This window comes from Undibacterium sp. Di24W (assembly GCF_049340325.1).
Lineage (GTDB): Bacteria > Pseudomonadota > Gammaproteobacteria > Burkholderiales > Burkholderiaceae_D > Undibacterium.
Genome location: NZ_JBMPOP010000008.1, coordinates 1 through 26,503 on the forward strand (window position 1 = coordinate 1; position 26,503 = coordinate 26,503).

The window sequence follows — 26,503 nt, forward strand, 5'->3', positions numbered from 1 at the left end:
CTGAATCAATCACCGTATCATCAATCGTGCTCACCGTGACCGTAAAGGCCGTCACACCACTCGGTACTATCACATTGCCACCGACCAAGGTGACGCCATTACTAAACACCGGGGTCGTGTTGTAGTCCGCACCCGCTGTCGCAGTACCGCCACCAAGACTATAGGCAAAAGTCGAAATGCTAGTAGTTGCTGCACTTAAGCTGACTGTATAAACGAGACTATTACCTTCAATCACGTTATTATCAGCAGCACCTGGCGCGCCGGGTTCCACTGTACGAACTTTTACCTCGTCATTATCAATGATGGTCGTCGTTACGCTATCCGCGCCCAAAGCAGCATTAATGGCGCCTGACAACTTCACTTGAAAGGTCTCACTATCCTCCACTAATAAATCATCAGTAATTGAAACGGTGATGACTTTACTGATTTCACCAGGTGCAAAAGTTACGCTACCTGAAGTCGAGGTGTAATCGCTTCCTGCCAACGCAGTACCATTATTTGTGGTGTAATTAACGCTAACAGGCGCATTGTTAGGCGCACTTAAACTGATAGTGTAAGAAATCGTACCCGCAGATTCATCTACAGTGACGGGCCCACTTAAATTAATTGTGGATACAGCGCCGTCGGTGATGGTACCAATACCAATAACAGGGCTAGTATTTTGCGCAGTTGCAGCCGCAAGACTTAAGGTTTCATCACCTTCTAGAAGACCATCAATTACCGTTGGGATACGAACCAGAAAATTACTAACACCCGCAGGCACAGCAACACTACCAGTTAATGTACTCCAAGTCGCGCCGCCATCTAATGAAAATTCCTGCCCACGAGTATCCAAACCTAAGGTCGCGCTACCCGATGCGGCATTGACACTAACAGGAACTGTGCCTGCACTAACACCGTTCAAACTTACCGTAAATACTAAATTGTTGCCCTCTACCACGGTAGGACTAGAGACGCTGACAACAACAATACGGTCATCGTCATTGCCTCCCAGCCCAGTGCCATCATCATGTATCGTAGTTCCTACGTTACCAGTTGCTATCGTTGCGTTGGTAGCAGCGGATAAACTAACATTAAAATTCTCAGGTCCTTCAAAAATACTATCATTAATAATTGACACTGTGATTGTTTTGCTGGTTTCACCGGGTGCAAAAGTAATGCTGCCCGTCGCGGCCGAGTAATCGCTACCGGCAAGCGCAGTACCATTGCTAGTGCCATAGTTAACGGTCACCGGAAGCTGGCTTGCAGCACTTAAGGAAATCGTATAACTAACCGTTCCAGCGCCTTCATTGACATCACCTGGGCCACTAATACTGACAGTAATCAAAGTACTTTCAGTAATGGTACCCGTGCCAGCGGCCGGACTAATATTTTGCGAAGTACCAGCAGATAAGGTCAGCGTTTCTGCACCCTCAACCAGATTATCTGTCAGCGTCGCAATACGTACCTGAAAACTACTAACGCCTGGAGGAACCGTGACAGGGCCGTTTAAAGTACTCCAGCTCGCGCCACCATTGACAGAAAATTCTTGTCTTCCTGTATCAACACCAAGAGTCGCCGTACCAGAAGCGGCATTCACATTGACCAATGTAGGGGTAGTACTAGTGCCGTTCAGACTAACAGTAAACACCAAATTACCACCTTCGGCCACGGTCGCGTCGGAAACACTATCAACAACCAAACCACTATCTCTGATAGTTACGCTTGAACTAGCATTAGCAACCACAGCATTACTCGGATTCGATAAATTGACACTAAAATTCTCTGCACCTTCAAAAACCCGATCTGCCGTAATCGGTACCGAAATAGTCTTATTTGTTTCACCCGGTGCGAACACGATACTTCCAACTACTGCGGTAAAATCACTACCTGCAATAGCAGTACCATTTGTTGTCGCGTAATTCACTGATACTGGAGCAGTGCTCGCAGAACTCAAAGTGACCGTGAATGTCGCCACCCCAGCAGATTCACTCACCTCGAGTGGGCCAGCAATACTAATCGTTGGCGCAACGCTATCGATAATCACACCTGATCCTGTGACTACACCGGTATTCGATGCGGTACTTGCCGCAAGTGATAAAGATTCTGTTCCCTCAATCAGACCATCGTTCGCAATAGCGACGCGCACAATAATGCTTGTAACACCTGCAGGAACTGCAACGTTTCCATTACTAAAACCTACAAATGTTTGACCACCATCAAATGAAATTAATTGCAATCCAGTATCAACACCAACCGTAGCACTACCAGAAGACAACGCTAAATTCAATTGTGTTGTTTGCGCGCTTGGGCCAGACAATTTAACCACAAAGTCTTGAGATCCGCCTTCAGGCGCACTTGGAGAGGAAACTGAAAGCACTTGAACACCACCATCCGCTGGTGGGCCAGCTTGCGTCGTATCTGCAGGAGGCGAGGCAGTCGCCAAAGGCACTGCATTATTCGTACTCGGCGTCACATTTTCGGCAATACGATCAATCCGGACAAAACTATTACCATCACCCACATCACCGCCACCCAAACCTGCAGCGGTTTCTTCCAATAATTTATCAAGACTATTTTCACCGACAACGGCATTGGCGATGTTCTGTGCTGAAGCATCTTGCGGTAATAAAGCGGCATTGGCCACTTCAACCTGCGCCGGTGCGAATACACTGGCATCAAGACTAAGGGTTTCATTTTGACGAATAGAGTATGAATGCCCGGAATCAAAAGCTAGCTCGACTTGCGCACCTGGCATTGTGATGATGACGTCTTTTTCATAGACAACATCGCCCACTTTTAACTGGTGCTGCTTACCATCGGGAGACTTAACAATTGCCTGACCTTGCAGCGCAACTACTTTACCGATAATACTTGTCGAATTTGCCATTACAGAACTCCAGACGAAAATAGTGAATGTCCAGAATGTAACAACAGAGGTGGGTCTAGCCAATTGTACTAAGGTACTAGAAACCGGCTAAAAACAATGATTTAACGATCTTTTACCAATAAAGCCAGTTGCAGGCGATTTTTTAGCTTCAACTTATCAAGAACCGCACCTACATGAGCCTTCACGGTTCGTTCGGTAATTCCCATTTGCGCTGCGATTTGCTTGTTGGTAGCACCCACTGCGATCGCTTTTGCGACTTCAGTTTCACGCCCCGTCAACACGCCTGACCAGGTTTCCGCGACCATATCCAACTGCGGCGCAGCTGGTGGCATTCCTAACAACTTCTGCATCAACGATTCGCCTATCCAGACGCCTCCCTGCTGCACTACACTGGCGACATTTAGAAGTACTTCTGCTCCAGCATGAGTATTGCAATATCCTTTTGCCATTACTGAAAACACGGCCAGTGCTTCCAAATCATTGGGCAAATCACTCATACCAACAAAGTACGCACCCGGCACTTGTTGTTTAAGTGCTTGCACTTGCTGCCCTACAGTTCGACCTGGTCGTAAATGCAGCCATACTATTGCGGCTCCCGAGCTAACATGCAAAGTAGACCGCTGATCGACCATTTGAATTTGCGGAAACGCCTTGGCTAACCCCATAGGGATTTCCATACCGTCTGAACAAAAGTAATGCATCATAAAAAGATTTTGTTGCGACAATTATGCACCTATCTCTCAGTAAAAGCGGCTTGCTTGGCGCGCAGGACAGGTTTCAACAAATACGTCAAAATGGATTTTTTGCCGGTAATAATATCGACTTCGGCAACCATACCCGGAATAATCGGCTGACCGCCGGCTAAGGTCGATTTATCGGTAGAAACACGCACGGTATAAAACGTATTGCCACGTTCATCGGTCACAGAGTCGGCGCCAATATGCTCCAACTTCGCGTCTAAGCCGCCATAAGTAGAAAAGTCATAAGCAGTAAATTTCACCACTGCTTTTTGCCCCGGCACCAGGAATGCAATATCTTTAGGCGCCATTTTGGCTTCTAAGATCAAACGACCATCACTAGGCACAACCTCCACTACATCTCGACCTGGCTGCACCACACCACCCACAGTATTCACCAAAAGACGCTTCACCGTGCCACGTACCTGTGACCGGATTGCCGACTGCTTGACCCGATCTGCCAAACCGGTGCCACTTTGAATTAATGAATTTAAACGCGCCATGGTTTCTGACAATTCTTTACTGGCGTTATTTCGGACAGCCAATTCAACTTCCTGAATTTTCCCCATCGCTTCCGACATAGCGGCGCCAGAACGCGCTATCTGTGCTGCCGCAACGTCTCGCTCGCCCTTAAAACGAGAAACATCACGCTCCAAGCGCAACAATTCAACTTCAGAAACTGCACCAGTACTTAATAGTGGTTTGGTGAAATTGTATTCTTTCAGACTCGACTCATACGCATTCGCCGCTTGTTTTTGGCGAGCATTAGCTTCCGCTTGTTCCTGACTGCGTTGTTCATATTGCCGACGTGCGATTGACACTTGCGAATGCAATTCTGAAGTCGCAGTTTCATATAATCGCTGCTCCTCTTCGGCGGTTTTAGGATCCTCTTTTACTACTTCTTCAGGAGGTACATAAGGCTTACCATCGCCGATCGCACGCAAACGAGCTGCCTTTGCAGTCAACGACAGATACAAAGACCGATTTTCTTTTACCGAAGATTCAAAACGGGTCGTATCGATCTGCAATAAGATTTGCCCTTCATTAACGACTTGCCCCTCTTTCACCAAGATGTCGGTCACAATACCGCCATCCAAACTTGGATAAATCTGCAACTGCTGCGAAGGAATAACTTTCCCTTCACCTTTAGTAATTTCATCGACACTCACCAACGCTGTCCAAATCAAAAACAGCACAAAAACAAACAACACAGAACGCAACAAAATGCGTGCACGCATTGGTTCTTGCTGAATCATGATGGTTTCAGCGTCACGCATAAAATCAGATTCAGGAAGCGCGACATTATCCTTCCAGCGTTGCAACCAGCCGCCGGGAGACAACATAAATTTCAAACGCAATTTTTCAAGCAGCGCGATAATTGCTAGTCCGAAGCGACGCCAGAAGCTCATAATTTTGCTCTTCCAATTTGACCGTTTTGTAAAGCGTGCATAACTTTATCGCGCGGACCATCGGCCACAATGACGCCACTATCGACCACAATGATACGAGTCGCTAAATCCATCAAGCTAGGTCTATGCGTAACAATGATCATCGTTTTATGCTGACCATAACGAGAGATGCGTTCTTTAAATTGCGCCTCGGAAGGATAATCCATCGCACTGGTAGGTTCATCAAGCAATAGCACAGGAGGATCCAATAATGCGGCGCGCGCTATTGCAATGCTTTGTCTTTGTCCACCAGAAATAGATTCGCCACGCTCGCTGATGAGCATATCAAAACCTTCTGGATGACCATTCACAAATTCAGTCAAACCTGCCAATTCAGCGGCGGCAACCACCGCCCTATCATCTGCGTAAGGGGCACGAATCGTGATGTTTTCTCTGAGCGTGCCATAGAACAACATAGAATCTTGTTCTACATAACCGAGATTACGACGTAAATCAGCCGGATCTAATTGGCGCAAATCAACATCATCTAACAACACGGAACCTTTGGTCGGCGCGTACAAGCCTAAAATCAATTTTTCCAGTGTCGATTTGCCAGACCCGATTCTACCGATAATGACCAATCGTTCGCCTGGCGCAATTTTAAAACTAACGCCACGTAAGGCCTCTTCCGTGCGTCCAGGGTAGCTAAAATGTACATTTCGAAATTCGATTTGGCCCTTAATTTCGGGTCTGTGAACAAAAGCAGTTTCATCGCTTCTTTCGGTCGGCGTTGCCATAATTTTCTCGAGAGACGCCAAAGAGTTTTTAGCGCCTTCGAATTGCAACATCAAACCAACAACCTGTGCTACCGGTGCCATTGCTCGACCAGCCAACATCGTGGCTGCAATTAAGCCCCCCATAGACAACATTCTTTCCTGAATCAGATACACACCAGCCACTACAACGGCCACGTTCACCAACTGCTGAATAAGCGACGCGCCGTTCATGCTGGACGCAGACAGCAATTTCAATTCAGAATTTACCGTCGCCAAAAATGCCGTGGTCTTTTCCCATTTGGCCTGCATCTGACTTTCTGCACCATGCGCCTTAATAGTTTCCAACGCAGTCAAACTCTCGATCAGCGTCGAATTACGCAAGGCAGCTGCGCGGAAAGTTGTCTCAGACAATTCACGCATTTTATGTTGCACCATATAGCTGTAGATAACGACAATAATAATGCCGATGATAGGCAACAACACAATAGGCCAGGATATCCACACCAAAGCAAACAAAAACAGTATTGCAAAAGGCAAATCAATCAGCGCTGTTACTGTGGCAGAAGCAATGAAATCGCGCACGGCTTCAAAGGATCGTAAATTCGAGGCGAATGCACCAACTGACGCCGGACGTTGCGACATGCGCATTCCTAGCACCCGCTCCATTATCAGAGCAGACAATTTTAAATCAATACGATTACTCACCAAATTAATAAAATGCCCGCGCAATAAACGAATCCCATAATCCAAAATCAAGACCAAGGTAATCCCACCCGCAAACACCCATAAGGTTTGTACCGCGAAATTCGGCACCACCCGATCATACACATTCATGGTGAACAAAGGCATCGCCAAAGCAAACAGATTAATCAGCAAAGCAGCCGCTAAAATATCTTTAAATATAGGACTTTGCTCTAAGATCGCGCCCCAAAACCAATGGCGTTGAGGTACCTCAACCAAGGGAGGCGTACGTCGATCAAAACGGAAATGTGGTCGAGAGAAAATCGCAACGCCGGTATAACGCGCCGCCAATTCTTCGCGCGTTAAATTGACGGCACCTTGCCCTGAATCCGGCATCAAAAGCTGCGCTGTCGCACCATCACTACTCCAGGCTTGCAACAAGCATGCTTCGTTATTTTTGAGCAGCAAAATCACGGGAAATAATGCTTGATCAATCTTCACGAGATCGCGGCGTACAACTTTAGCGGAAAAGCCGGCATGGGCGGCAGCACGTGCGAATAATGAGGGCGTCAAGCCTTGCGGCAATAAAGGCAAACCCGCCGTCAGTGCAGCACGAGTACTTGGGCGACCATGAATTCGAGTTAGCTCCACTAGGCAATCCAACAAAGGATCTCGATGCAATAAATCTTCACGTATGCCAGAGCCGAAGCCAATATTATTGGTGGCTTGAGTCGCATTGACATCAATCGTTTTGTTCAAGACTTTATTCGACGCAGCATCCAAGCTAGCACCAGCATCTTGAGAAGATTTTTTTTCTTGTTGTGTCATGCCTTTTCGCCATCGCAATTCGTTAGGAGAGTCAGCTAAGCTAAATCATCGTAGATAACAATTATCAACGAGAGAGAACTTACAATGAATTCATATGCTTAATTTTACAATAGTAATAACTTTCCGGAGAGAAAATCTACTGCCAAATCACACTATTGACAATTCTTAACAAAGTTACACCGCTTATTAACAAGAACTACCCGCTATTCTATGCATTTGTATGCTTTTTTATACTCATTTCAACCAACCACGACGCTTAAAGTACCAAAATGGCGTAATCGCCGATACCAACATCAATCCAAGCGCGAATGGATAACCTAAAGTCCACTCCAATTCCGGGAACCAGACCTTGAAATTCATACCGTAAATACTGGCGATCAAAGTTGGTGGCAAAAATGCTACCGATGCTACAGAGAAAATCTTAATGATCTTGTTCTGATTAATGTTAATAAAACCGACGGTGGCATCCATCAAGAAGTTGATCTTATCGAACAAAAATGAAGTATGTCCATCCAGTGATTCAATATCGCGCAAAATCTGACGGGCTTCTTCAAACTGCTCTGCATTAAGCAAACGTCCTCGCATCAAAAAACTGACTGCACGACGTGTGTCCATCATATTACGTCGAATACGACCATTCAAATCTTCCTCTTGCGCAATCGCATTCAAGGCCACCGCCGCATCTTGATCTGAAAAGTCTTTCTGTAAAACTGCACGACTAACGTCTTCTAAATTTTGGTAAATACCTTCTAGGGCATCCGCAGAATACTCGGCATCAGTCGCATACAAATCCATCAATACGTCTTTGTAATCCGCGATTGATCCGGGGCGTGAACGGGCGCGCATACGAACTAAACGAAACACTGGCAAATCAACGGTATGTACTGAGAATAAAATCTCGCGCGCCAAAATAAACGCGACCGTGACCGTCCGCGCTGGTTCATCATCATCGTCGTCATCAATCAGGAAATCGGTACGCAAATGCAAATCGCCGTTATCTGCTTCATAGTAACGGGCCGATGCTTCAATATCTTTAACTTCATCCTCACCTGGCAGCGTCACACCGTAAATTCCTTTAACCCACTCACGCTCTTCCTCATTTGGATCAGTCAGATCAACCCAAACTGGCAAAGTATTCTCAAGATCTTCCCGACTCTCAATATGAATTTGGCTTAAGCGCCCGTTATGCAGTACAAATACATTAATCATACTTAACTCCTAGATCGCTACGGCAACTCAGACGAGTTCATGCGACGCAAAATAATCTCACTCCGTCTCTGCAAATAAGCAGACCCAGTGTTCTTGTCATAGAAACGTGGTTTAGGCAGCATCACCGCCATACGTGCAGCCTGAGATGGCGACAGGGCCGCGGCACTGATCCCGTAATAATGTTTGGCAGCGGCCTCCGCACCAAAAGTTCCTACGCCCCACTCCACCACGTTTAGATAAATTTCAAAAATCCGCTCTTTATCCATACACATTTCCAGCATATAGGTAATAATTAACTCCTGCCCCTTACGCACATAACTGCGCTCGCCGGACAAAAACAAATTCTTTGCCAACTGTTGCGTAATGGTGGATCCACCTGAAACCACTTTGCCTTTTTTCTTGTTTTTTTCAAAGGCTTTTTGCATGGCATCCCAATCCACACCTTCATGCTCTGAAAACCCATCATCCTCTGAGGCAATGACCGCGCGCTTCAAATTATTCGAAATCCGATCGTAGGCAACCCATTTATGTTGCAATACAAATTTGGGATTTTTTTCCAACAAAATAGCTTCTTGCTGACGCATGAAACTAGTTGATGATGGATTGTATTTAATCCACCATAAAATATGAATCAAAAAATAGAGTTGTACAACGATGAACAGCGCCAAAGGCATCAAGATCAACCATAAAAAAATACGTTTTTTCACGGACGCACACCTCCATTTTCTTTGCTACTTTGTCCGACTGCTTGTGCATTGCCTTGCAACTTGCGCTGTCTATTCAACTCTGCAAGGACTGGCTGCGTATCTGGGCGCTGGCCTCGCCAAATAAAAAATGCTTCAGCCGCCTGCTCAACCAGCATGCCCAAACCATCTCTGGTTTTGGCACCGTGTTGCGCAGCGAACTTCATAAAACTGGTAGGGTCATTCGCATACATCATGTCGTATGCTAGGCAGTGCTTCGCGAACACGGCTATTGGCAATGGCGGCACATCGCTAGATAAACTCGCCGATGTCGCATTAATAATCAGATCGAATTCATCTGATTTTTCAGCTAACTGCTCCCAAGTACTCGCAGCGACGGCGGCATTTTTTTGACTTACTTCGTTAGCAATTCTCACCAATTCCTGAGCCTTACTTAAAGTTCGGTTCGCAATGACTAAGCATGCTGGTTGTTCCGCCAACAAAGCTAACAAAGCGCCACGTGCCGCACCACCAGCACCCATTAACAAGACGCGCGAACCAGCTATCGGAACCTCAGCATTCACAACAATATCACGCACCAATCCGGCACCATCCGTATTATCCCCAATGATTTCCCCACCGAGAAAACTCAAAGTATTGGCAGCACCAGCAACCGCGGCACGCTCACTCAACTTTGTTGCAAGCGCAAAGGCGTCGAGCTTAAATGGCACGGTGACATTTGCACCTTTCCCTCCTGCCGCAATGAAACTGCGAACTGCTTCGACGAATCCATCAACTGGTGCCAGGTATTTCTGATAATCGATAGACTGTTGCGTTTGTTGTGCAAACATCGAGTGAATAAACGGCGATTTACTATGCTCAATAGGATTACCAAATACGACGTAGCGATCTGTCGTCAATTCTGCGACACTGCGATTACTTTCGATGCCGGTGCTGAAGCAACTACTCATTGGGCACCTCCCCGCATCTCGGTTTCTAGTACTTGATCGCGAGTAAATTTAAAACGAGTAATCACGATCCAGATGTCGTCTTTGTCTTTCGAACGCATATTCGGTGGAAAGTTACCAAATGGTGCTGCCTTACGCACGATCTTCAATGCGGCATTATCGAGAACGCGATTGCCAGATGTTTTTTCAACTTTCGGCCCGCCGCCTTTTTCGTAAATCGTCCCATCTTGAAAGATGGGAATATAAATAATGACTTCGCCATATATTTTTTTCCCATCCACCTGCGGGAAATTCAGTGTGCCTACGTCTTCCACTTTCTTCTGCAAAGCTTTGTAATAAATCGCATGACCAACTGCTTGGGTACTTGGCGATAAAAAAGTTTTACGCGGGCGCTTATTTTGATCCTCAATGGTCTGTGAAATCTCCGCAATCGAACGTGCTAAAGCTTTACTGCTATCGACCTGATCACGCCCGTTCTCTTGTTGCTGGTTATCTTCCAGCTGTTTTTTATCCAATACCCGCTGTGATTTGAAACGGGTTTCATTGCGTACCTGATCAATCAACTGGCGCTGACGCTCTTCCAATTCCTGCACTTTACGCTGTGCGACCAATACACTATCACCATCTTCTGTACGACGCATATCTGGCAAGGGTGACTTAGCGCGCCCCTCATCATGCGCGCCGCCGCCATCTAAATTGACCTGTGCCAAAGCTTGTGCATTCATTGGACGTTTATCATGCTTGGCGTTGACCAGAATAATCTCTAAACCAGGATCAGTAGCACTAGTTTCTTCTGGCTTAGGCATAACAAAGTGCACCAGCAATACCACGGTGTGAAACAGCACGGACACCAAAATGGCCGCGCTTAAAATCAAATTATCGAGTATCGTCTTCACAAATTAATCCAATAAATCCACTAGCAACTTTGCGTTATTCCGAAGGGCTTTCGTTTTCTGCATCAGACACCGATTCAGAAACTGATTCCAGATTTCCGGCTTCAACTCCTTCCGTATTCACCACATCCAATTCTGCTGAACTTTCTTCCATTGCTACATCGATCGGCGACATATCGTCTTCCACTACTTCTTCTAAATCTTCATCCGTCACCGTTGCCAACATTTCCAACAAGCGCGCTTCAATACTCAAATCCAATTCATCCCAACGCAAAATCTCAAGGCGCACCTGCGCACCACGAGCAACTTGTGGCATACCCGGTAAGCGAATGATTAAAGGAATCTCTAGCAAGCGCAAAACCTCATCTTTTAGCACAACGGCTTCAACTTGGCGTTGTCCCTCTTGCGCCAACCAACGCAAACACCAATAACGTTCCATGTTAGTTTGAAAGTCAGCATAGGCCGCATACGCTGCATCAAAACTAGAAACGATAGCAAACAAGTCGGCGTCTTTAGGCTTAAATGGTGCAACCAATGCCGCCGTTACACCATGCTGCACGCACGCAATGATTTGCCATTGGTTCACCAAATCAGTATAACGACGCAGTGGTGATGTGCTCCAAGCATACTGATCCACACCCAAACCTTGATGGGGTGCGGCGTGCGTCACCATGCGCACCTGCATCTTCGCCGCCCAACCTCCAGAACCGCCGCCCTGCGCACGATAAATACCAGGGATGCCGTGATCATGTAATAGCTTACCCCAAGTGCTATTTGCTAAGATCATCAATTCTGCGACGATTTTGTCGAGCGGTGCACCGCGCTTGCGACGAACAATGCTGACCACGTCATCTTCCACATAAAAATTGAAATCAACGCGATTAGTCTGCTCAGCTTTCAAGCCAAAACTTTCGCGTTTTGTCATACGCCCAGCTTCCAAAACCTGCACCCATTTCCATAACAAAGCAAGGTCTGCTTTATGTGGGTATTCGCCAGCATCATTCGCCAAATTCTCTTCGGTAACCAGACTATCCAAGTCGTTGTGGCGTAAATTAGCCGACATAGGCACGGCTTCAATCTTGGTCTCAGTCGCAAGAATCTGCCAGTCTTGCGTCTTCAACGTGACATACAAGGACACTGCTGGTCGGGTCTGCCCTTCACCCAAGGTGTAAATATCCACTAAAGCGTCAGGCAACATCGTAATTTTGTCACCCGGCATATACACCGTCGACATACGATGACGCGCAATCTGATCGAGCGCGTCACCTGGCCGTATTCCCAAAGCAGGTGCGGCGATATGGATACCGACTTTAACGGTACTTTCGTCAATAGTAGTGATGGAAAACGCATCATCAATTTCTGTCGTGGTGACATCATCGATTGAAAATGCGCGTACGTCAGCAACCGGCAAGTTCTCAGGTAGAACTGGTAAAGCAGTGACAGGAAATACCACGCCTTTAGGGAAATTTTCTAACAAAAATTTAGATAAATGAAACTGTTTCGCATTTGGCAAACCACCCGTCGCTAACATAAGACGCGCTGGATTCATTTGCAAAGCAGAACAAGCTTCCACCAAGGCCTTGTATTCAATGCTATTTTTATCCGGTTTAAATAGTAATTGCAAACCAAGCACTTTAAACTGTTCAGGCAAACGCAATTGTTTGAGTTCGTCTACATACGCAGCTTGAATGATAGCTTGTTGTTTCTTTTTTTCTATGCCTGCTAGTGCTGCCTTGAGCGCAGCTTCCGGTGCCGCTTTATAACGTCCACGGCCTTTTTTATAAAAATAAAATGGCGCATTATGTAAAGCAAAAATTAATCCCGCAGCTTCCGTCGCTTGCGGCGCGTGACCAAAGTATTCTGTACCCAATTCAACAAAACCAAACTCTTCTTGCCCCGCTACTTCCCACAAAAATTCCAAATCAATTTCTGCAGCTTGCGCCTTTGCTTGCTCCAACAATGTGGCTGAATCAGGTGAGCTAAATTGCAAAAGTACGTCCTTTGCCTTCACCTTGGTGCGCTTACCACTTGGCAATTCAACTTGATATGCTTCACCCGCTTGCGACAACACTGAGCCAGCTTTAAAGTCACCCGATTCTTCAAAAAATAAATTCATTCTGTCAGTCTTTTTTAAAATTATTACGATTACTTCTGTCGTTATTCTTATCTACGTTACCCGCTAACTTTTATTCTTGGTTCCGACTTTCCGCATTCACATTTAAGTTTCGAATCGCAGGCAAGAAAACTTCCGTGACCAATAGCTTGGCACCACGTCGCATAAAAATCGAACGACGCGCCAACAAATAAGGTTCCGTCAATTCAAACAAAGCCAATTTTGCGATACGGCGCATTAAAGGATGTGCCGGACGCAAACGAGCGTAACTTAAATCACCACGCTGTACTAAAGGATCGCTAAACAAAGTCGTTCCCAAGGAGCGATTACCTAAGGATGCGAATAGCGGCCACTGCTGCGCATTCGCATGCAGAGGCAACACGGTATGCGCATAAACCACCGGCACTTCGTCACAACGTAGTAAGACCTCGCGTTCCATCACTTGTTTTGCACTATGCAGTTGAACCTCGGCGAACTCATCTTGCAAGCATATACCGCGACCTTGATACAATCGTTGCACACGAAAATGCGTACTACGCGCCATGAGTCGCTCCGTCAATGAATCGCGATTACTCAGCCAATCAGCCATAGACGGTGATGCTTGCACATGATTAACGTGCGTATGCCACTTCGCCATTGTTGGAGATAATCCCTTATGCCGCATCACAGAACGCCACGACCAAATCTAAGTAATCAGCAAACTCGCTGATACCATGATCACTACCTTGAATTACATGCTGTTTAGCGGCTGGGTAATGTGCCACCATCTCGCGCCAATCAAGCACTTCATCACCTGTTGCCGCCAATAAAAAATAGCGTTCCGGGCGGCTAATTTTCGACACGGCTAATTGCCTCAACTCCTCAACATACTCAGCTTTAAATTCAAATACCTCGTCGCTATGGTAAGCCGTCGTCACGCCCACATACTTTTCTAATTCGCGTGGCGGCGTCACTGCAGGATTAATCAGCACCGCTCTACAATTATATTTCTCCGCGAGATAAGTCGCGTAGAAACCACCTAATGAAGAACCGATCAAACTTAACTCTTCTGCGGAATTTTGATCTAAATGTTGATTTATTAGGCGCTGCGCCAAAGCAATTGCTTGCGCAGGCGATGCAGGTAATTGCGGGCAAATAAATTCTGCTGCGCGTTCCCGTGCAGCGAAGTAATCAGTCAATAGTCGCGCTTTCAAAGACGCAGGCGAGGAACGGAATCCGTGTAAATACAAAATCATGAACAGAGCCCGTCTAGTGCGAATTCGCTGTTTTTAATGCCAGCGCATCTAGCAGCAATTGATGTACGCCACCAAAACCGCCATTACTCATCACCAAGATGTGATCTCCGGCCCGCGCTTCCTGCGTAATATCTGCCACCAAGGTCGACAGTTGATGATGAACTCTGACTTTATCGCCCAATTCCTCAAAAGTCTCGCCGAGATCCCAGCCTAATGCATCTTTACCACTTTGTGCACCATACACAAACGCCAAATCAGCATCTTTCAAGCTGCCAGGAAGTGCCTGCTTAATCGCGCCCATTTTCATAGTATTTGAACGCGGTTCTAGTACCGCCAAGATACGAGATTGGCCAATCTGATACCGCAAACCTTGCACCGTCGTTGCAATCGCTGTCGGGTGATGAGCGAAATCATCAATAACCTTAATACCACCCGCTTCGCCACGTAATTCCATACGTCGCTTTACATTAACAAATTCTGATAGAGCCGTAATCGCAGTCGCGGGCGTAACACCAACGTGACGTGCAGCCGCGATGGCTGCCAAAGCATTCATACGATTGTGTGCACCGTTTAAAGCCCAACGCACGGTACCTTGCAATGCTGATTTGAAATAAACATCAAAATTTTCAGCTTCTTGCAGGACCAAATGCCAATCACTTTCGGCACTCTCTTTTCCGTCAGTAAAAAATTCTTTATCGCTCCAACAGCCACGCTGTACTACACGGTGTAGCGACTCCTCTCGTGCGTTGACGATCAAGCGCCCGATACCCGGCACAGTGCGCACCAAGTGATGAAACTGCGTTTCTATCGCAGCAACATCGGGAAAGATATCTGCGTGATCAAATTCCAGATTATTTAAGATCGCCGTTTTCGCATGGTAATGCACAAATTTACTGCGCTTATCAAAAAACGCAGTGTCATATTCATCTGCTTCGATCACGAAGAAATTAGATTCTTTCCCAGCACCTTCGATGGTCTCGCCGGACAGGCGCGCGGATATGCCAAAATTTAAAGGCACACCACCGATCAAAAACCCAGGCGCATAACCCGCATAGTCCAAAATCCATGCCAACATCGACGCCGTTGTCGTCTTACCGTGTGTGCCGGCAACTGCCAGCACCCATTTATCACTTAATAATTGTTCACCTATCCATTGTGGGCCAGAAACATAGGGCAAACCACGGTTCAAAATCGTTTCCATTAAAGGATTACCGCGCGACACGACATTGCCGATCACATATAAATCGGGCGCAAGATCAATTTGCTCTGGATGAAAACCTTCGATCAAAGTGATTCCCTGCGCTGCCAACTGGGTGCTCATGGGCGGATACACGTTGGCATCACAACCAGTCACATGATGTCCCGCCTGTTTTGCCAGTACTGCCAAGCCCCCCATAAAGGTGCCACAAATACCCAAAATATGAATATGCATAAGATAATGCCAACTTTCCACAATACTTGATCATGAACAAGACAGGCAAAAGTTTGCGCTTTTCATTCAATTTGACCAATTTTTAACAATTGCCGCAATTCTACCTGAGCAAGCAGACTGACACGACTAAACCGAATGCGATATGATGCGCAAATGACGAATTTTATTTTTAATGAAGGCGGTTCGGCAACGCAAATACGTGATGAAATAGCATCACTCGCTGCCAAATTTATCGCAGAAGAAGGTGCTGAATATGGCACGGCAAAACGTCGCGCCGTCAAACAATTGCTCGGCAATCAAAAAATCAACGGCAATATCCTGCCAGATAACGAACAAATAGAACAAGAAGTCCGCGAATATCAGGCCTTGTTTTTTGCTGAGACACAACCTGCGCGATTACATCACCTGCGGCAGACAGCAGCGATATTGATGCAAGAATTCGCACAATTTAATCCTTACCTAATCGGCGCAGTGCTTAATGGAACAGCAGGTGAGCATTCCGACATTCATCTTCACTTGTATACTGACAACAGTAAAGATGTCGCCATTTTTTTAATTAATGCAGGGATCGATTACGAAGTGTCTGAACACCAAGGCAAACGAGGTGACCCAGTGGAGACACTAAGTTTTATGTTTAAAAACGAAGGCGTACACTTATTAGTTCATGACATGGATGATGTACGTCATACCGACAAAAAAGAGCGGGGTAATCTCGCCAACCTGAGAACTTTGATAGAACAAGCTGAGAACGATGATGAATAAACGATTTACAATTTCAGCCATAGTTATTGGCTTAGTATTTACAGGTTTGGGCGCAACATTAGGTGCCAAGAAATTCGAACCGGCGCCGGCCGCAGACAATGCCGTCCAAAAATTATTTGCATTAACTTTAAATGATGCTCAAGCCAAACCACAAGCCATTAAACAATGGCAAGGTAAATTCCTGGTTGTGAATTTCTGGGCAACTTGGTGCAAGCCTTGTGTTGAAGAAATGCCAGAGTTGGTACAATTGCAAAAAGACTTGGCAACAAAAAACGTACAACTACTCGGGCTGGGCATAGATACCCCAACAAATATTGCGGAATTTACACAAAAATACCAAATCAGCTACCCCGTTTTCGCGGCGGGAATGGATGGCACGAGCCTATCGCAAGCTATGGGAAACAAAGCAGGTGGTCTGCCTTACACAGCCTTAATTTCGGCCGAAGGAAAAGTGGTGAAAACGTATTCTGGCCGCCTAAAAATGAATGAATTACGTGCCGATATTCAACGCCTGAATATAAAAAGTTAAAAAGATTCCGTGTTTTTACTTGCCAATAACAGGTAAATAACGGCAAAATGCCTGCAACTTCGGCAAAAAAATAAATTCTATGGCACGCTCGATCTTGCTCATCAATGGTCCCAACCTGAATTTACTCGGGTCACGTGAACCAGAAATCTATGGCAGTCAAACACTGACTGACGTAGAAGATGCAGCAAGACAACAAGTAGAACTTGCTGAAGCTAAGTTTTATTGCTTTCAAAGTAATCATGAAGGTGCATTAATCGACAGAATTCACGCGGCGCGCGCTGAAAATATTGATGCCATTGTGATCAATCCCGGCGGATTTACCCACACCAGTGTTGCATTAAGAGATGCCTTGGCGGGTGTTGCCATCCCGTTTTTAGAAGTTCATATTTCCAATATTCATCAAAGAGAAGCTTTCCGGCAACACTCTTATCTTTCCAGCATTGCGAAAGGCGTCATCTGCGGCCTCGGCATCGATGGATATCGCTTAGCAATTGACTTTGCACTAAAAAACCTTTAAATTCTCGCATCTTCACGCAATTAACATACATCAATCATACAAAAATGATTCTCAATATGCGTTGCGTACATTCCAATAACCACTTTTAAGCTACCAAAAGTAAGCTTATACGGCACATTTTCAGGAGATTTCACATGGATTTAAGAAAACTCAAGACCCTCATCGACCTCGTTGCGGAATCCGACATTTCTGAGTTAGAAGTCACCGAAGGCGAAGGTAAAGTACGTATTGTTAAATCATCACCCGTGCCACAAGGCCAAATGGTGATGATGCAACCACAAATGCAACAAGCTGCACCAGCACCTGTTGCCGCACCAGTTGCTGCTAGCACCGCGCCTGCCGCTGCGCCTGCTGTGGAAGGTCACATTGTCAAATCCCCTATGGTCGGTACTTTCTATCGTGCGGCATCGCCAGGTTCTGCTGCATTTGTTGATATTGGCAAAAATGTCAGTGCTGGCGATACGCTATGCATTATCGAGGCAATGAAATTACTGAACGAAATCGAAAGCGATTTCACAGGCAGCATCAAGCAAATTTTGGTCGAAAATGGCCAACCTGTTGAATTTGGTCAACCCTTGTTTATCATTGGTTAAGTTAATCATTGGCGCTGGCATTAGCACCGTCGCCTGCAGCTTGATGACGCTGTTTGCTTCGCTAGCTGCTACTTTGCTAGGATATCTGGCGAACACAAAATTGACTGACCTTAAGCTCCCGGGCTGCAACCTCTGCCAAAGCAAAATACATTATGTTTGAAAAAATTCTGATCGCCAATCGCGGCGAAATTGCTCTCCGTATCCAACGCGCTTGCCGCGAGATGGGTATTAAAACTGTGGTCGTTCACTCTGAAGCTGACCGTGAAGCCAAATACGTCAAGTTAGCTGACGAGTCTGTTTGTATCGGCCCTGCCGCATCCAATCTGAGCTATTTGAGCATGCCTGCCATCATCAGCGCGGCTGAAGTAACGGATGCGCAGGCTATCCATCCAGGTTATGGCTTCCTTTCCGAAAATGCAGACTTTGCAGAACGCGTAGAACAATCAGGTTTTGTGTTTATCGGTCCACGTGCCGAATCGATTCGCCTGATGGGTGACAAAGTGTCCGCAAAGCACGCGATGATCGAGGCTGGCGTACCTTGCGTACCTGGCTCAGAAGGCGCACTGCCAGACGACCCCAAAGTCATCGTGCAGACTGCGCGTAAAGTGGGCTATCCGGTCATCATCAAAGCAGCTGGCGGGGGCGGCGGGCGCGGTATGCGTGTGGTTCACACCGAAGCTGCATTATTAAATGCAGTCACCATGACAAAGACTGAAGCGGGTGCAGCGTTTGGCAATCCTGAAGTCTACATGGAAAAATTCTTGGAAAACCCACGTCACGTGGAGATCCAGATTTTGGCCGACCAACACGGTAATGCGGTTTGGCTGGGTGAACGAGATTGTTCTATGCAACGCCGTCACCAAAAAGTGATTGAAGAAGCGCCAGCACCTGGTATTCCACGTAAAATTATTGAAAAAATCGGTAACCGTTGCGCAGAAGCTTGCCGAAAAATCGGCTATCGTGGCGCGGGTACATTTGAATTTTTATACGAAAACGGCGAATTCTATTTCATCGAAATGAATACCCGTGTACAAGTTGAACACCCAGTCACCGAAATGATTACGGGTATCGATATCGTTCAAGAGCAAATCCATATCGCTTTCGGCGACAAGCTACGTTTCAAACAGTCGGATATTGAACTACGTGGCCACTCCATCGAATGCCGTATCAATGCCGAAGATCCATTTAAGTTTACACCATCACCAGGTCGCATCATTACTTGGCATACACCGGGCGGACCCGGAATACGTGTAGATTCACACGCCTACGCTGGCTACTTTGTACCACCTAATTATGATTCTATGATAGGTAAAGTGATTTCTTACGGCGCGACTCGTGAACAGGCGATACGTCGTATGCAAATCGCTTTGTCTGAAATGGTCGTAGAAGGCATACAAACGAATATTCCTTTGCACCGTGAATTAATGGTGGATGCCCGCTTCATTGAAGGAGGTACAAATATTCACTACCTCGAGCATAAACTAGCGGACATGCCAGTTTTGTCTAAGAAGGCAAAATAAACCTTCACAGCATAGCTAGTTTGGTAGTTTCCACGACGCGATTGAGATACTATATTCAATCGCGTTTTTTGATTTAAGTCATCACCGTCTTTGTGATTGACGAAGCTGTTTTTAGAATTTGAGAGCATATTATGGCCTGGGTAGAAATCATCATTGAAGTAGCACGCGATCACGCAGAAAATCTATCCGATGCCTTAATGGACGCTGGTGCTTTATCTGTCTCAGTCGAAGATGCTGACGAAGGTACCGATGCGGAAAAACCCTTGTTTGGTGAGCCTGGCATGGAAATTACCGAGCGTGCCTGGGAACGTAGCCGTGTGGTCGCTTTAGCCGATACTGACATTGATCATGCTGCCTTAGTCGCGGCAGCTGCGGCCTCCATCAAACTGACCGAAGTGCCTGCATTCACTACTAGGAACGTCGAAGAACAAGACTGGGTGCGCTTAACCCAATCCCAATTTGAACCTATCCATATCGGAAAAAACATTTGGGTTGTACCAAGCTGGCACGCAGTCCCGGATCCAAGCGCTTTGGTATTAGAATTAGATCCAGGGCTCGCTTTTGGCACGGGTAGTCACCCTACTACTCGTTTATGTATGGAGTGGCTGGAGGCTCACGCACCACAAAATCTATCGGTACTCGATTACGGTTGCGGCTCTGGTATTCTGGCAATGGTAGCGAAAAAATTACACGCCGACAAAGTGGTCGGCGTCGATATTGACCCACAAGCGATTGAATCAGCAAATTTCAATGCGGAACGCAATCAGTGCGACATTGAATTCTCATTACCTGAAGAGTTCGGTGAAAAATATCCAACGGCACATCAGTTCGATGTCGTCGTTGCGAATATTTTATCCAGCCCTCTGAAGCTGATGGCACCGATGCTATCCGGTCGCGTTGCACCTGATGGAGCCCTGATTTTATCAGGCGTGCTAGCGCGCCAGGCAGAAGAAGTTGCAGCGGCTTACGCACCATTTATTCAATTGAGTGTGTGGCAAGAACGTGAAGGCTGGGTAGCCTTACACGGTCGCCTCGCTTAGTTTTCAAATGATGTCCATCAATGCCTACTTCAGTTTTGACTTTCGTTAATTAAGAAATATCATGGCACTCGCAACCCAATGTCCTCATTGCTACACCAGTTTTCGAGTAGCCAACGATCAGTTAAAACTGCACGCAGGCATGGTACGTTGCGGCTCTTGCAAGCAAACCTTCAACGGTATTGAACATTTGCTAGCTCCCGGCGCGACGCCAAAGAGCCCTCCGAGTCCACAACAGTCTTCAGAAATTTCGGCACCCGCGCCCGACAACGGGGACCACCGTTCCACAGATGTTGTGCGTCACGAAACAAGCGATACAGAAGTAAAAATTAAAGCTGAGATTGATTCTACTGTTGAGGTTAACGCAACTCCAGTGAAAGCTTCAGCAGACGTGCAAGAAACGATAAGCCACACCGTCGACAAAGTAGATTTGGCTACGATAACCACTACCTCTTCAACACGGATCGACGACCCACAATCTAAAGAACAAATCGAATCAAACGTAGAAGGCCAGGGGATAGACACACCGATATCAAGTATGAGCAGCGACAGATCGCAAGCCTCATTGATGGAGATAATGAATACCAAAGTTGTTCAAGAAAATCTCAACAATCAAATAGAGCCCGAACGACATTCCGGCATTGAAACGGCTGATTTACCCGATGCATCCAATTTATCTGCCTCTTTCGAAACAGATAAGATCAACACCATTGAACCGGCAGCAAATTCAAGCATAAACGAAAACCTTTCGCTAGAATCAAATTCGACTTCATCAGCTTTAAGCTTGGAATTTGATCTTGGAGAAGATGACTCAGAATCTGATTTTTCAGAAAACATTAAACAGCCAATAGCAAACAACGAAACTGATGTGACTGTCAAGGCAGATACAAGAACTGGCAGCACGACCACCAATAACAGTCATCAGCTGAATACAGAAACTGTTTCTCAAGCAAATTTGCACGCAAACTCTCATGAAAAATCTCAGGCGGATTCTCACATAGATTTAGCAGCAAAAGCCCAAGAAAAAGAAAACGAATCTGCCAAGCCTCAATTAGCACCTGAAACAAAAAAAACAGCAAAAAAACCAGGTGCACTCACAGCCAGTTTGGATTTTGAGCTGAGTAAAGAAGAACGAGAATCGGTTGACGAAATTGCCTATATCCACAAATTAGAATTAGAAACACGCGCAGCCGTGCTCGACGAAGCGACTGACGACTGGTCAAATCATGAACCAAAGTCAGTACAAGACGGTTTTATAGATTCATTGAAAGAATTAAAGCCGATACTCGATGATATTGGTGATTTCGCACCCACTCAACAAGCCTCACTTAAATCAAATGTAAAACATCAAACGCTCAGCGACTTGAGATTTTCCAACCGCAAGACCGACAGTGTGGCTGATTTGGAAGTCAATTCTGACAGGAGTCAGGATGTAGAAAAACCCGACATCACACCTGCTTTTGTAATACAAGCAGAACGAGCACAGCGCTATGGCAAATGGAAACGATTTGGATTGGGCTTAGGCGTTTTTTCATTTGTGCTGATTGGAGCAGCGCAGACCATCTACTTTCTTCGTTCAGACATCGCGGCGATGGCGCCGCAACTGAAACCACAACTGCTTAGTATCTGCAAAACGCTGTCATGCCAAATTAAGTTGCCGGCGCAAAAGAGTTTGCTTGAAATTACGGGCAGTGAATTGTTAATCGTGAATGAAGAACTCAGCATGAACACGCTTTCAGTTCAAATCCAGAATAAGAGTAGCACTGTACAAGCTTGGCCTCATTTCGATCTAACACTGAAAGACAGACGTGGCAAAGACCTTTTACAAAAGGCATTCGCACCAACACAATACTTAGAAAACAAAGAATTGCTAAACAAAGGTATGGCGGCAAATAGCGAGTCAAATCACAAAATATTTTTCCAACTAAACGGACTCAAGGCCTCCGACTACACTGTAGAAATTTTTTATCCTTAAAATTTCTTTACGTGCAGAGATAAAATTAAATCTAGATCGATTTCACTATACGATGAAATAGATTTTCAAGAGGTTCGAAAGCAAACAATAACTGTTTGAGTCAATTGTAAAAACCGCGGTGTATTTGGTTTACATTTTCTTTCGCAAATTTCGATAACGCTCAGCACGTGCTGAAATCGATGAAATTAATTTCTCAGGATCGATTGGCTTTGTCAGAAAATCATCCGCTCCTGTTTCCAAAGCCCCTATTTGCTTCTCTGACTCTGTTTCTGACGATAAAAAAACAATCGGAATATCCAAATAATGATTATTCTGACGTATTAATTTCGCCATCTCGATGCCACTGCACTGCGGCATATGCAAATCGGTCAAAATTAATTCTGGCTTAAACTTTTTTATCGCCATCAAAATTTGTGTAGGGTCAACTAAGGGCATCACGTGCATACCCGCGCTACTCAATACCGCTTCAAAGAAGCTCAAAAAAAATTCATCATCATCAACAACCAAAACACGATATGAGCGTACAGTATTTTTGGCAATCTTTTCATCAATACGCACACTTAATGCTTGAACATCAACTGGTTTAATAAAATAGCCTTCTGCCCCCTCTCGTACTGCAACCAATCTATCATCAAAATTATCTCGCGAGGAGACATAGATCGCCGGAAAAGTCGTGATGACCCGAACCGCCATAGCCGCTTTGGCGCGCTGCCCTTCTTCGGAATCAATATCCAATACGACCGCAGCAGGTGCTCTGACTAGAATGGCAGAACGAAACTCTTCCAAATCGCTGAAATGGACTACTTCATAATTAAATAATCCCAATAGTTGAGCGAGTTCTGCGCCATATGTAATATTCGCAGCATATACATAGACCAAATCAAACTGGCGAGTTTGCCCTAGTTGTAATGAATCGTTCATAGTTTGCTCGTTCAACTCAGAATTTTTCTGCATAATTTACTCAATATTTGGGAACAATGAATTACGGCCAAGGCTCGTAAAAAAATCTATCTCCAGTATTTAATAAGACATCTACTCCATTGCGATTTCACCCCACAAATGGCGCATACTAAATCTCACTGGAACCTGATCTCTATGTAGGACTTCACGGATACCATGTAAAGTCTTTTGCGTGTCGCGTTTGATTGCCGCCGGAAGTGGCGCTCCCCACGGACTGGTAAGTGCGTGTACATACGGTGTGGTGGCACTTGCACCTTTACTGGTTACGACACCCATCTCGCCGTTTTCTAGCTTCACAAAAGTACCGATAGGATAAGTCCCTAGTTCGCGAACGAACAAAGCAACTAGCATCAAATCTACTGTGGATTTTCCTCCAATCAGGATATCGCGCAGTGCCGCACTTGGCAGCAAAGATTTACGATAACTCCGAGAACATATACGAGCGCAATAACGATCCGCTATCGAAATAATTTTTGCGTTTTTAGGAATATCAGCACTTCCTTTTTTACCCGGATAACCGGTGCCATCCTCGTTTTCGTGGTGATGTAAGACCCAAGACAGCCAAGTCTCATCATTTACGCCAGCAGCCTTTAGCATTTGTACGCTTTGCTCAGGATGATGAAAAATCATTTCCTGCTCTTCCCGGCTAAGTCCTTCACTTTTCCCTTGTAAGTGTTCTTGATGACTTAACATACCGATATTCATACTCAAACATGCGGCGACCAAAAATATGATTTCATCATCGCTCTTCTTAAGCGCTTTTGCGACAAGTATTGATACTACAGCGACATCGACACAATGCCTGACCGCGTACCCGCCATTTTGATGCAACAAAATGCAGCCCAAAGCCACATCGGAATCTAAGTAAGTAGCAATCATTGTTTGCTTGGCGAGCGCCAAAAACTTAGTTCTTGCCTCAGGCTCTTGATCAAGATTAAATGAGAGAACGGCAAGCTCTTCACGTATGTGTGAAATCATACGAACGACGGAGGATCGCTCTAGTGTTTTGGGAAATATTTTTCTACCATCAGCATCGACTAGAGGGTCCTCTTTTTCATCGTCGTCACCAAGGTATAAACCACGCTGTAACAAAATATCCACTTGATTGCTATTAGTTACAACAAATCCGCGGCGCAGAAGCAGGCCGCCATCACTCCCATAAACATCCCACTTCAAAGGCTGTCCGAGTTGAATATCGGATATTGAAATACGCTTATTTGACATACTTACCCCAGCCATGCTCTACCATAAAAAACAAAGCTAACCAAATAAAGCTCATAGCTTGAAACTCTTATGCTAACAGAGGATTGGACAATTGCACGTCTTTCATTAGTTTCCTTAGAGGTTTTCACAACACGTGGGCAAATGGCACTCTGGTTACACCTAAAAAGAATGTCTGTTCGCTATTTCATCAAATCGAAAAACGCCAGCCGACTTTGCGTAGGACGAACATCAAAACTGCAAAGAAACCTGTAAAACTCGCGGCAAAAATAAAAGAGGAAAACTCAGCACCCCAAATTGACACTAGGTTAGCAGCAAAATATCGCTGGTAAAATGGCGACATCCAGCCTGTCCCAGCCAAAATGCAGGTCAATATCCAGGAGCCAGCATAAGCCGCAATAGCATTAATACCAAAACTTATGCCAATCGCGGGCCACTGAGCTTGATCAATCAATCGATGCGCCAGCCATAATGCGACACATGCAAAACTAGTCGTGCACAAGACAAAAGACGAAGTCCAAAGCTGCTTATTCATGGGGAAATAGAAGGACCAAGTCCATGCCAATATTGCGAAAAAAATCGCGAATTGCAAAAGTCGTTGTGTTTGACCTGTGCGTAGTAAGGTGCCAGCGAATACCCCAAGCAACACAGAAACCAGAGCAGGTATGGTGCTCAATAATCCTTCAGGCTCCTGCGCCAATCCGGTCCTCGCATCAAAACTATAAGCAAGCTTACCCAACACTCTGCTATCAATTTGATCTACCAAATTGATATGTGGCTCATACGATCCAGCCAAGCTTAAAAGACCCCAATAGAACAATAAAATTGCCCCGGAAATTATCGCGAGTGCAGAAAAACGCCGCACATAAATTAGCAACAAACCTGCGAAGATAAAACACAGTCCTATCCTTTGCAGCACCCCCATCAAGCGAAACTCGCGGCCAGGAATTAATGCGTAAGCGATGAGATGTAAGAACACACCCAAGGCGATGATACGTGCGCCACGCCACATTACAACGCGCGCCAATACTGAATTACTCAGCCCATTCGCCAAATTTTTTTCCAACTTCGGCGTCAATGCTAAATACAAAGAGACGCCTACAATAAACAAGAAAAAAGGAAAAATAAAATCTGCGGGCGTGACGCCATGCCAACTTGCATGCTCCAACCATGGATATACGTGATCCCAATCACCGGCACTATTTACCAGCAGCATCGCGGCGACGGACAAGCCGCGTAGGGCATCAACAGATAAAAATCGTTGAGGACTCTTCACTTCAAGCATATTTATTTCTTTCGCAAACTAAAAACTAACAAAAAAGCCATTCTTCCTAGCACCCGGCTCATACAACTAACACCATACCAGTTCATCTTTTTTTCAAGGAAAGAGTAGAAACAACGATTAGGTTCAACCACTTTTAAAATCTAGGTCGACAAGTCTTAACTTCTTCAAATTATAGGTTTTTTTATCAGGCTTTGTAATAAATGAACCATGAAAAACAAGATTTAGTTGTATATTGGTACTTAAGTGGCATTATTTATGTAAAACCAGTTGACCTGAATAATTGAGGATAGTA

General features: G+C 45.5%; 22 protein-coding genes and 1 pseudogene. 8 read left to right on the forward strand and 15 right to left on the reverse strand.

The features are described from left to right. The 12 genes from ACO0KZ_RS16625 to mpl all read right to left on the reverse strand — a co-directional run. Positions 1 to 2,869: retention module-containing protein (locus ACO0KZ_RS16625; protein WP_422997247.1), on the reverse strand; the 2,869-nt coding region annotated here is incomplete at its 3' end. 101 nt (positions 2,870 to 2,970) lie between these two features. Then, positions 2,971 to 3,573, reverse strand: coding sequence for a LuxR C-terminal-related transcriptional regulator (locus ACO0KZ_RS16630; protein ID WP_422997249.1), 603 nt, complete (start codon positions 3,571 to 3,573; stop codon positions 2,971 to 2,973). A gap of 29 nt (positions 3,574 to 3,602) precedes the next feature. Further along, positions 3,603 to 5,015 carry an HlyD family type I secretion periplasmic adaptor subunit gene (locus ACO0KZ_RS16635; RefSeq protein ID WP_422997251.1) on the reverse strand — a complete coding sequence of 471 codons (1,413 nt, stop codon included), beginning with the start codon at positions 5,013 to 5,015 and terminating at the stop codon, positions 3,603 to 3,605. Beyond that, a complete protein-coding gene (locus tag ACO0KZ_RS16640; protein ID WP_422997253.1) occupies positions 5,012 to 7,279 on the reverse strand; it encodes a type I secretion system permease/ATPase in 2,268 nt (755 codons plus the stop codon). The genes ACO0KZ_RS16635 and ACO0KZ_RS16640 overlap by 4 nt, the downstream gene beginning before the upstream one ends. 234 nt (positions 7,280 to 7,513) lie before the next feature. After that, complete coding sequence (gene corA / locus ACO0KZ_RS16645) at positions 7,514 to 8,488, reverse strand: magnesium/cobalt transporter CorA (RefSeq protein WP_314861351.1); 975 nt, start codon at positions 8,486 to 8,488, stop codon at positions 7,514 to 7,516. Positions 8,489 to 8,505: 17 nt separating this feature from the next. Continuing rightward, positions 8,506 to 9,162 (reverse strand): monofunctional biosynthetic peptidoglycan transglycosylase, encoded by a 657-nt coding sequence (gene mtgA / locus ACO0KZ_RS16650; RefSeq protein ID WP_422997564.1) that lies wholly within the window; start codon positions 9,160 to 9,162, stop codon positions 8,506 to 8,508. A 29-nt stretch (positions 9,163 to 9,191) separates the two neighbouring features. Then, a complete protein-coding gene (aroE, locus tag ACO0KZ_RS16655; RefSeq protein WP_422997255.1) occupies positions 9,192 to 10,142 on the reverse strand; it encodes a shikimate dehydrogenase in 951 nt (316 codons plus the stop codon). Then, positions 10,139 to 11,035, reverse strand: coding sequence for an energy transducer TonB family protein (locus tag ACO0KZ_RS16660; RefSeq protein ID WP_422997257.1), 897 nt, complete (start codon positions 11,033 to 11,035; stop codon positions 10,139 to 10,141). Before ACO0KZ_RS16660 ends, aroE begins: the two co-directional genes overlap by 4 nt. 34 nt (positions 11,036 to 11,069) lie before the next feature. Next, positions 11,070 to 13,148 carry a ribonuclease catalytic domain-containing protein gene (locus tag ACO0KZ_RS16665; RefSeq protein WP_422997260.1) on the reverse strand — a complete coding sequence of 693 codons (2,079 nt, stop codon included), beginning with the start codon at positions 13,146 to 13,148 and terminating at the stop codon, positions 11,070 to 11,072. Positions 13,149 to 13,218: 70 nt separating this feature from the next. Further along, positions 13,219 to 13,809 (reverse strand): chorismate--pyruvate lyase family protein, encoded by a 591-nt coding sequence (locus tag ACO0KZ_RS16670; protein ID WP_422997262.1) that lies wholly within the window; start codon positions 13,807 to 13,809, stop codon positions 13,219 to 13,221. Further along, complete coding sequence (locus ACO0KZ_RS16675) at positions 13,799 to 14,380, reverse strand: YqiA/YcfP family alpha/beta fold hydrolase (RefSeq protein ID WP_422997264.1); 582 nt, start codon at positions 14,378 to 14,380, stop codon at positions 13,799 to 13,801. Before ACO0KZ_RS16675 ends, ACO0KZ_RS16670 begins: the two co-directional genes overlap by 11 nt. A 13-nt stretch (positions 14,381 to 14,393) precedes the next feature. Continuing rightward, positions 14,394 to 15,812: a UDP-N-acetylmuramate:L-alanyl-gamma-D-glutamyl-meso-diaminopimelate ligase gene (mpl, locus tag ACO0KZ_RS16680; protein WP_422997266.1), complete on the reverse strand. Its 1,419-nt coding sequence runs from the start codon at positions 15,810 to 15,812 to the stop codon at positions 14,394 to 14,396. A gap of 153 nt (positions 15,813 to 15,965) precedes the next feature. On the opposite strand from mpl, the gene ACO0KZ_RS16685 reads away from it, so the two are divergent. The 8 genes and pseudogenes from ACO0KZ_RS16685 (at position 15,966) to ACO0KZ_RS16720 (ending at position 22,745) form a co-directional block, all read left to right on the forward strand. Continuing rightward, positions 15,966 to 16,574: a hypothetical protein gene (locus ACO0KZ_RS16685; RefSeq protein ID WP_422997268.1), complete on the forward strand. Its 609-nt coding sequence runs from the start codon at positions 15,966 to 15,968 to the stop codon at positions 16,572 to 16,574. Further along, positions 16,564 to 17,103 (forward strand): TlpA family protein disulfide reductase, encoded by a 540-nt coding sequence (locus ACO0KZ_RS16690; RefSeq protein ID WP_422997270.1) that lies wholly within the window; start codon positions 16,564 to 16,566, stop codon positions 17,101 to 17,103. The genes ACO0KZ_RS16685 and ACO0KZ_RS16690 overlap by 11 nt, the downstream gene beginning before the upstream one ends. 79 nt (positions 17,104 to 17,182) lie before the next feature. After that, the gene (aroQ, locus tag ACO0KZ_RS16695; protein ID WP_422997272.1) at positions 17,183 to 17,620 is read left to right on the forward strand and encodes a type II 3-dehydroquinate dehydratase; all 438 of its coding nucleotides are present in this window, start codon (positions 17,183 to 17,185) and stop codon (positions 17,618 to 17,620) included. A gap of 134 nt (positions 17,621 to 17,754) precedes the next feature. Further along, positions 17,755 to 18,213, forward strand: coding sequence for an acetyl-CoA carboxylase biotin carboxyl carrier protein (gene accB / locus ACO0KZ_RS16700; RefSeq protein WP_422997274.1), 459 nt, complete (start codon positions 17,755 to 17,757; stop codon positions 18,211 to 18,213). Positions 18,214 to 18,365: 152 nt separating this feature from the next. Next, positions 18,366 to 19,733, forward strand: coding sequence for an acetyl-CoA carboxylase biotin carboxylase subunit (gene accC / locus ACO0KZ_RS16705; RefSeq protein ID WP_422997276.1), 1,368 nt, complete (start codon positions 18,366 to 18,368; stop codon positions 19,731 to 19,733). A 131-nt stretch (positions 19,734 to 19,864) separates the two neighbouring features. Further along, positions 19,865 to 20,773 carry a 50S ribosomal protein L11 methyltransferase gene (prmA, locus tag ACO0KZ_RS16710; protein ID WP_422997278.1) on the forward strand — a complete coding sequence of 303 codons (909 nt, stop codon included), beginning with the start codon at positions 19,865 to 19,867 and terminating at the stop codon, positions 20,771 to 20,773. 61 nt (positions 20,774 to 20,834) lie between these two features. Further along, positions 20,835 to 20,900, forward strand: a pseudogene (locus tag ACO0KZ_RS16715) (MJ0042-type zinc finger domain-containing protein); the annotation flags it as partial. 165 nt (positions 20,901 to 21,065) lie between these two features. Then, complete coding sequence (locus ACO0KZ_RS16720) at positions 21,066 to 22,745, forward strand: DUF3426 domain-containing protein (RefSeq protein ID WP_422997566.1); 1,680 nt, start codon at positions 21,066 to 21,068, stop codon at positions 22,743 to 22,745. A gap of 129 nt (positions 22,746 to 22,874) precedes the next feature. Here the strand turns inward: ACO0KZ_RS16720 and ACO0KZ_RS16725 are convergent, their stop codons facing one another. The 3 genes from ACO0KZ_RS16725 to ACO0KZ_RS16735 form a co-directional block, all read right to left on the reverse strand. Continuing rightward, positions 22,875 to 23,666: a response regulator gene (locus ACO0KZ_RS16725; RefSeq protein WP_422997280.1), complete on the reverse strand. Its 792-nt coding sequence runs from the start codon at positions 23,664 to 23,666 to the stop codon at positions 22,875 to 22,877. A 111-nt stretch (positions 23,667 to 23,777) separates the two neighbouring features. Further along, positions 23,778 to 24,929, reverse strand: a complete 1,152-nt coding sequence (locus ACO0KZ_RS16730) for an HD-GYP domain-containing protein (protein ID WP_422997282.1) — start codon at positions 24,927 to 24,929, stop codon at positions 23,778 to 23,780. 187 nt (positions 24,930 to 25,116) lie between these two features. Further along, entirely contained in the window at positions 25,117 to 26,211 is a 1,095-nt protein-coding gene (locus tag ACO0KZ_RS16735) for an acyltransferase family protein (protein WP_422997284.1), read from the reverse strand. Positions 26,212 to 26,503 lie beyond the last annotated feature (292 nt).

Excerpts from the sequence above, each read along its gene's own strand:
- aroQ (WP_422997272.1), top strand. The coding sequence starts at position 17,183 with ATGGCACGCTCGATCTTGCTCATCAATGGTCCCAACCTGAATTTACTC.
- ACO0KZ_RS16675 (WP_422997264.1), bottom strand. The coding sequence starts at position 14,380 with ATGATTTTGTATTTACACGGATTCCGTTCCTCGCCTGCGTCTTTGAAA.
- accB (WP_422997274.1), top strand. The coding sequence starts at position 17,755 with ATGGATTTAAGAAAACTCAAGACCCTCATCGACCTCGTTGCGGAATCC.
- ACO0KZ_RS16630 (WP_422997249.1), bottom strand. The coding sequence starts at position 3,573 with ATGATGCATTACTTTTGTTCAGACGGTATGGAAATCCCTATGGGGTTA.
- ACO0KZ_RS16690 (WP_422997270.1), top strand. The coding sequence starts at position 16,564 with ATGATGAATAAACGATTTACAATTTCAGCCATAGTTATTGGCTTAGTA.
- corA (WP_314861351.1), bottom strand. The coding sequence starts at position 8,488 with ATGATTAATGTATTTGTACTGCATAACGGGCGCTTAAGCCAAATTCAT.
- aroE (WP_422997255.1), bottom strand. The coding sequence starts at position 10,142 with ATGAGTAGTTGCTTCAGCACCGGCATCGAAAGTAATCGCAGTGTCGCA.
- ACO0KZ_RS16685 (WP_422997268.1), top strand. The coding sequence starts at position 15,966 with ATGACGAATTTTATTTTTAATGAAGGCGGTTCGGCAACGCAAATACGT.
- mtgA (WP_422997564.1), bottom strand. The coding sequence starts at position 9,162 with ATGCCTTTGGCGCTGTTCATCGTTGTACAACTCTATTTTTTGATTCAT.
- ACO0KZ_RS16670 (WP_422997262.1), bottom strand. The coding sequence starts at position 13,809 with ATGCGGCATAAGGGATTATCTCCAACAATGGCGAAGTGGCATACGCAC.
- mpl (WP_422997266.1), bottom strand. The coding sequence starts at position 15,812 with ATGCATATTCATATTTTGGGTATTTGTGGCACCTTTATGGGGGGCTTG.
- ACO0KZ_RS16665 (WP_422997260.1), bottom strand. The coding sequence starts at position 13,148 with ATGAATTTATTTTTTGAAGAATCGGGTGACTTTAAAGCTGGCTCAGTG.
- ACO0KZ_RS16725 (WP_422997280.1), bottom strand. The coding sequence starts at position 23,666 with ATGAACGATTCATTACAACTAGGGCAAACTCGCCAGTTTGATTTGGTC.
- ACO0KZ_RS16635 (WP_422997251.1), bottom strand. The coding sequence starts at position 5,015 with ATGAGCTTCTGGCGTCGCTTCGGACTAGCAATTATCGCGCTGCTTGAA.
- ACO0KZ_RS16735 (WP_422997284.1), bottom strand. The coding sequence starts at position 26,211 with ATGCTTGAAGTGAAGAGTCCTCAACGATTTTTATCTGTTGATGCCCTA.
- prmA (WP_422997278.1), top strand. The coding sequence starts at position 19,865 with ATGGCCTGGGTAGAAATCATCATTGAAGTAGCACGCGATCACGCAGAA.
- ACO0KZ_RS16730 (WP_422997282.1), bottom strand. The coding sequence starts at position 24,929 with ATGTCAAATAAGCGTATTTCAATATCCGATATTCAACTCGGACAGCCT.
- accC (WP_422997276.1), top strand. The coding sequence starts at position 18,366 with ATGTTTGAAAAAATTCTGATCGCCAATCGCGGCGAAATTGCTCTCCGT.
- ACO0KZ_RS16640 (WP_422997253.1), bottom strand. The coding sequence starts at position 7,279 with ATGACACAACAAGAAAAAAAATCTTCTCAAGATGCTGGTGCTAGCTTG.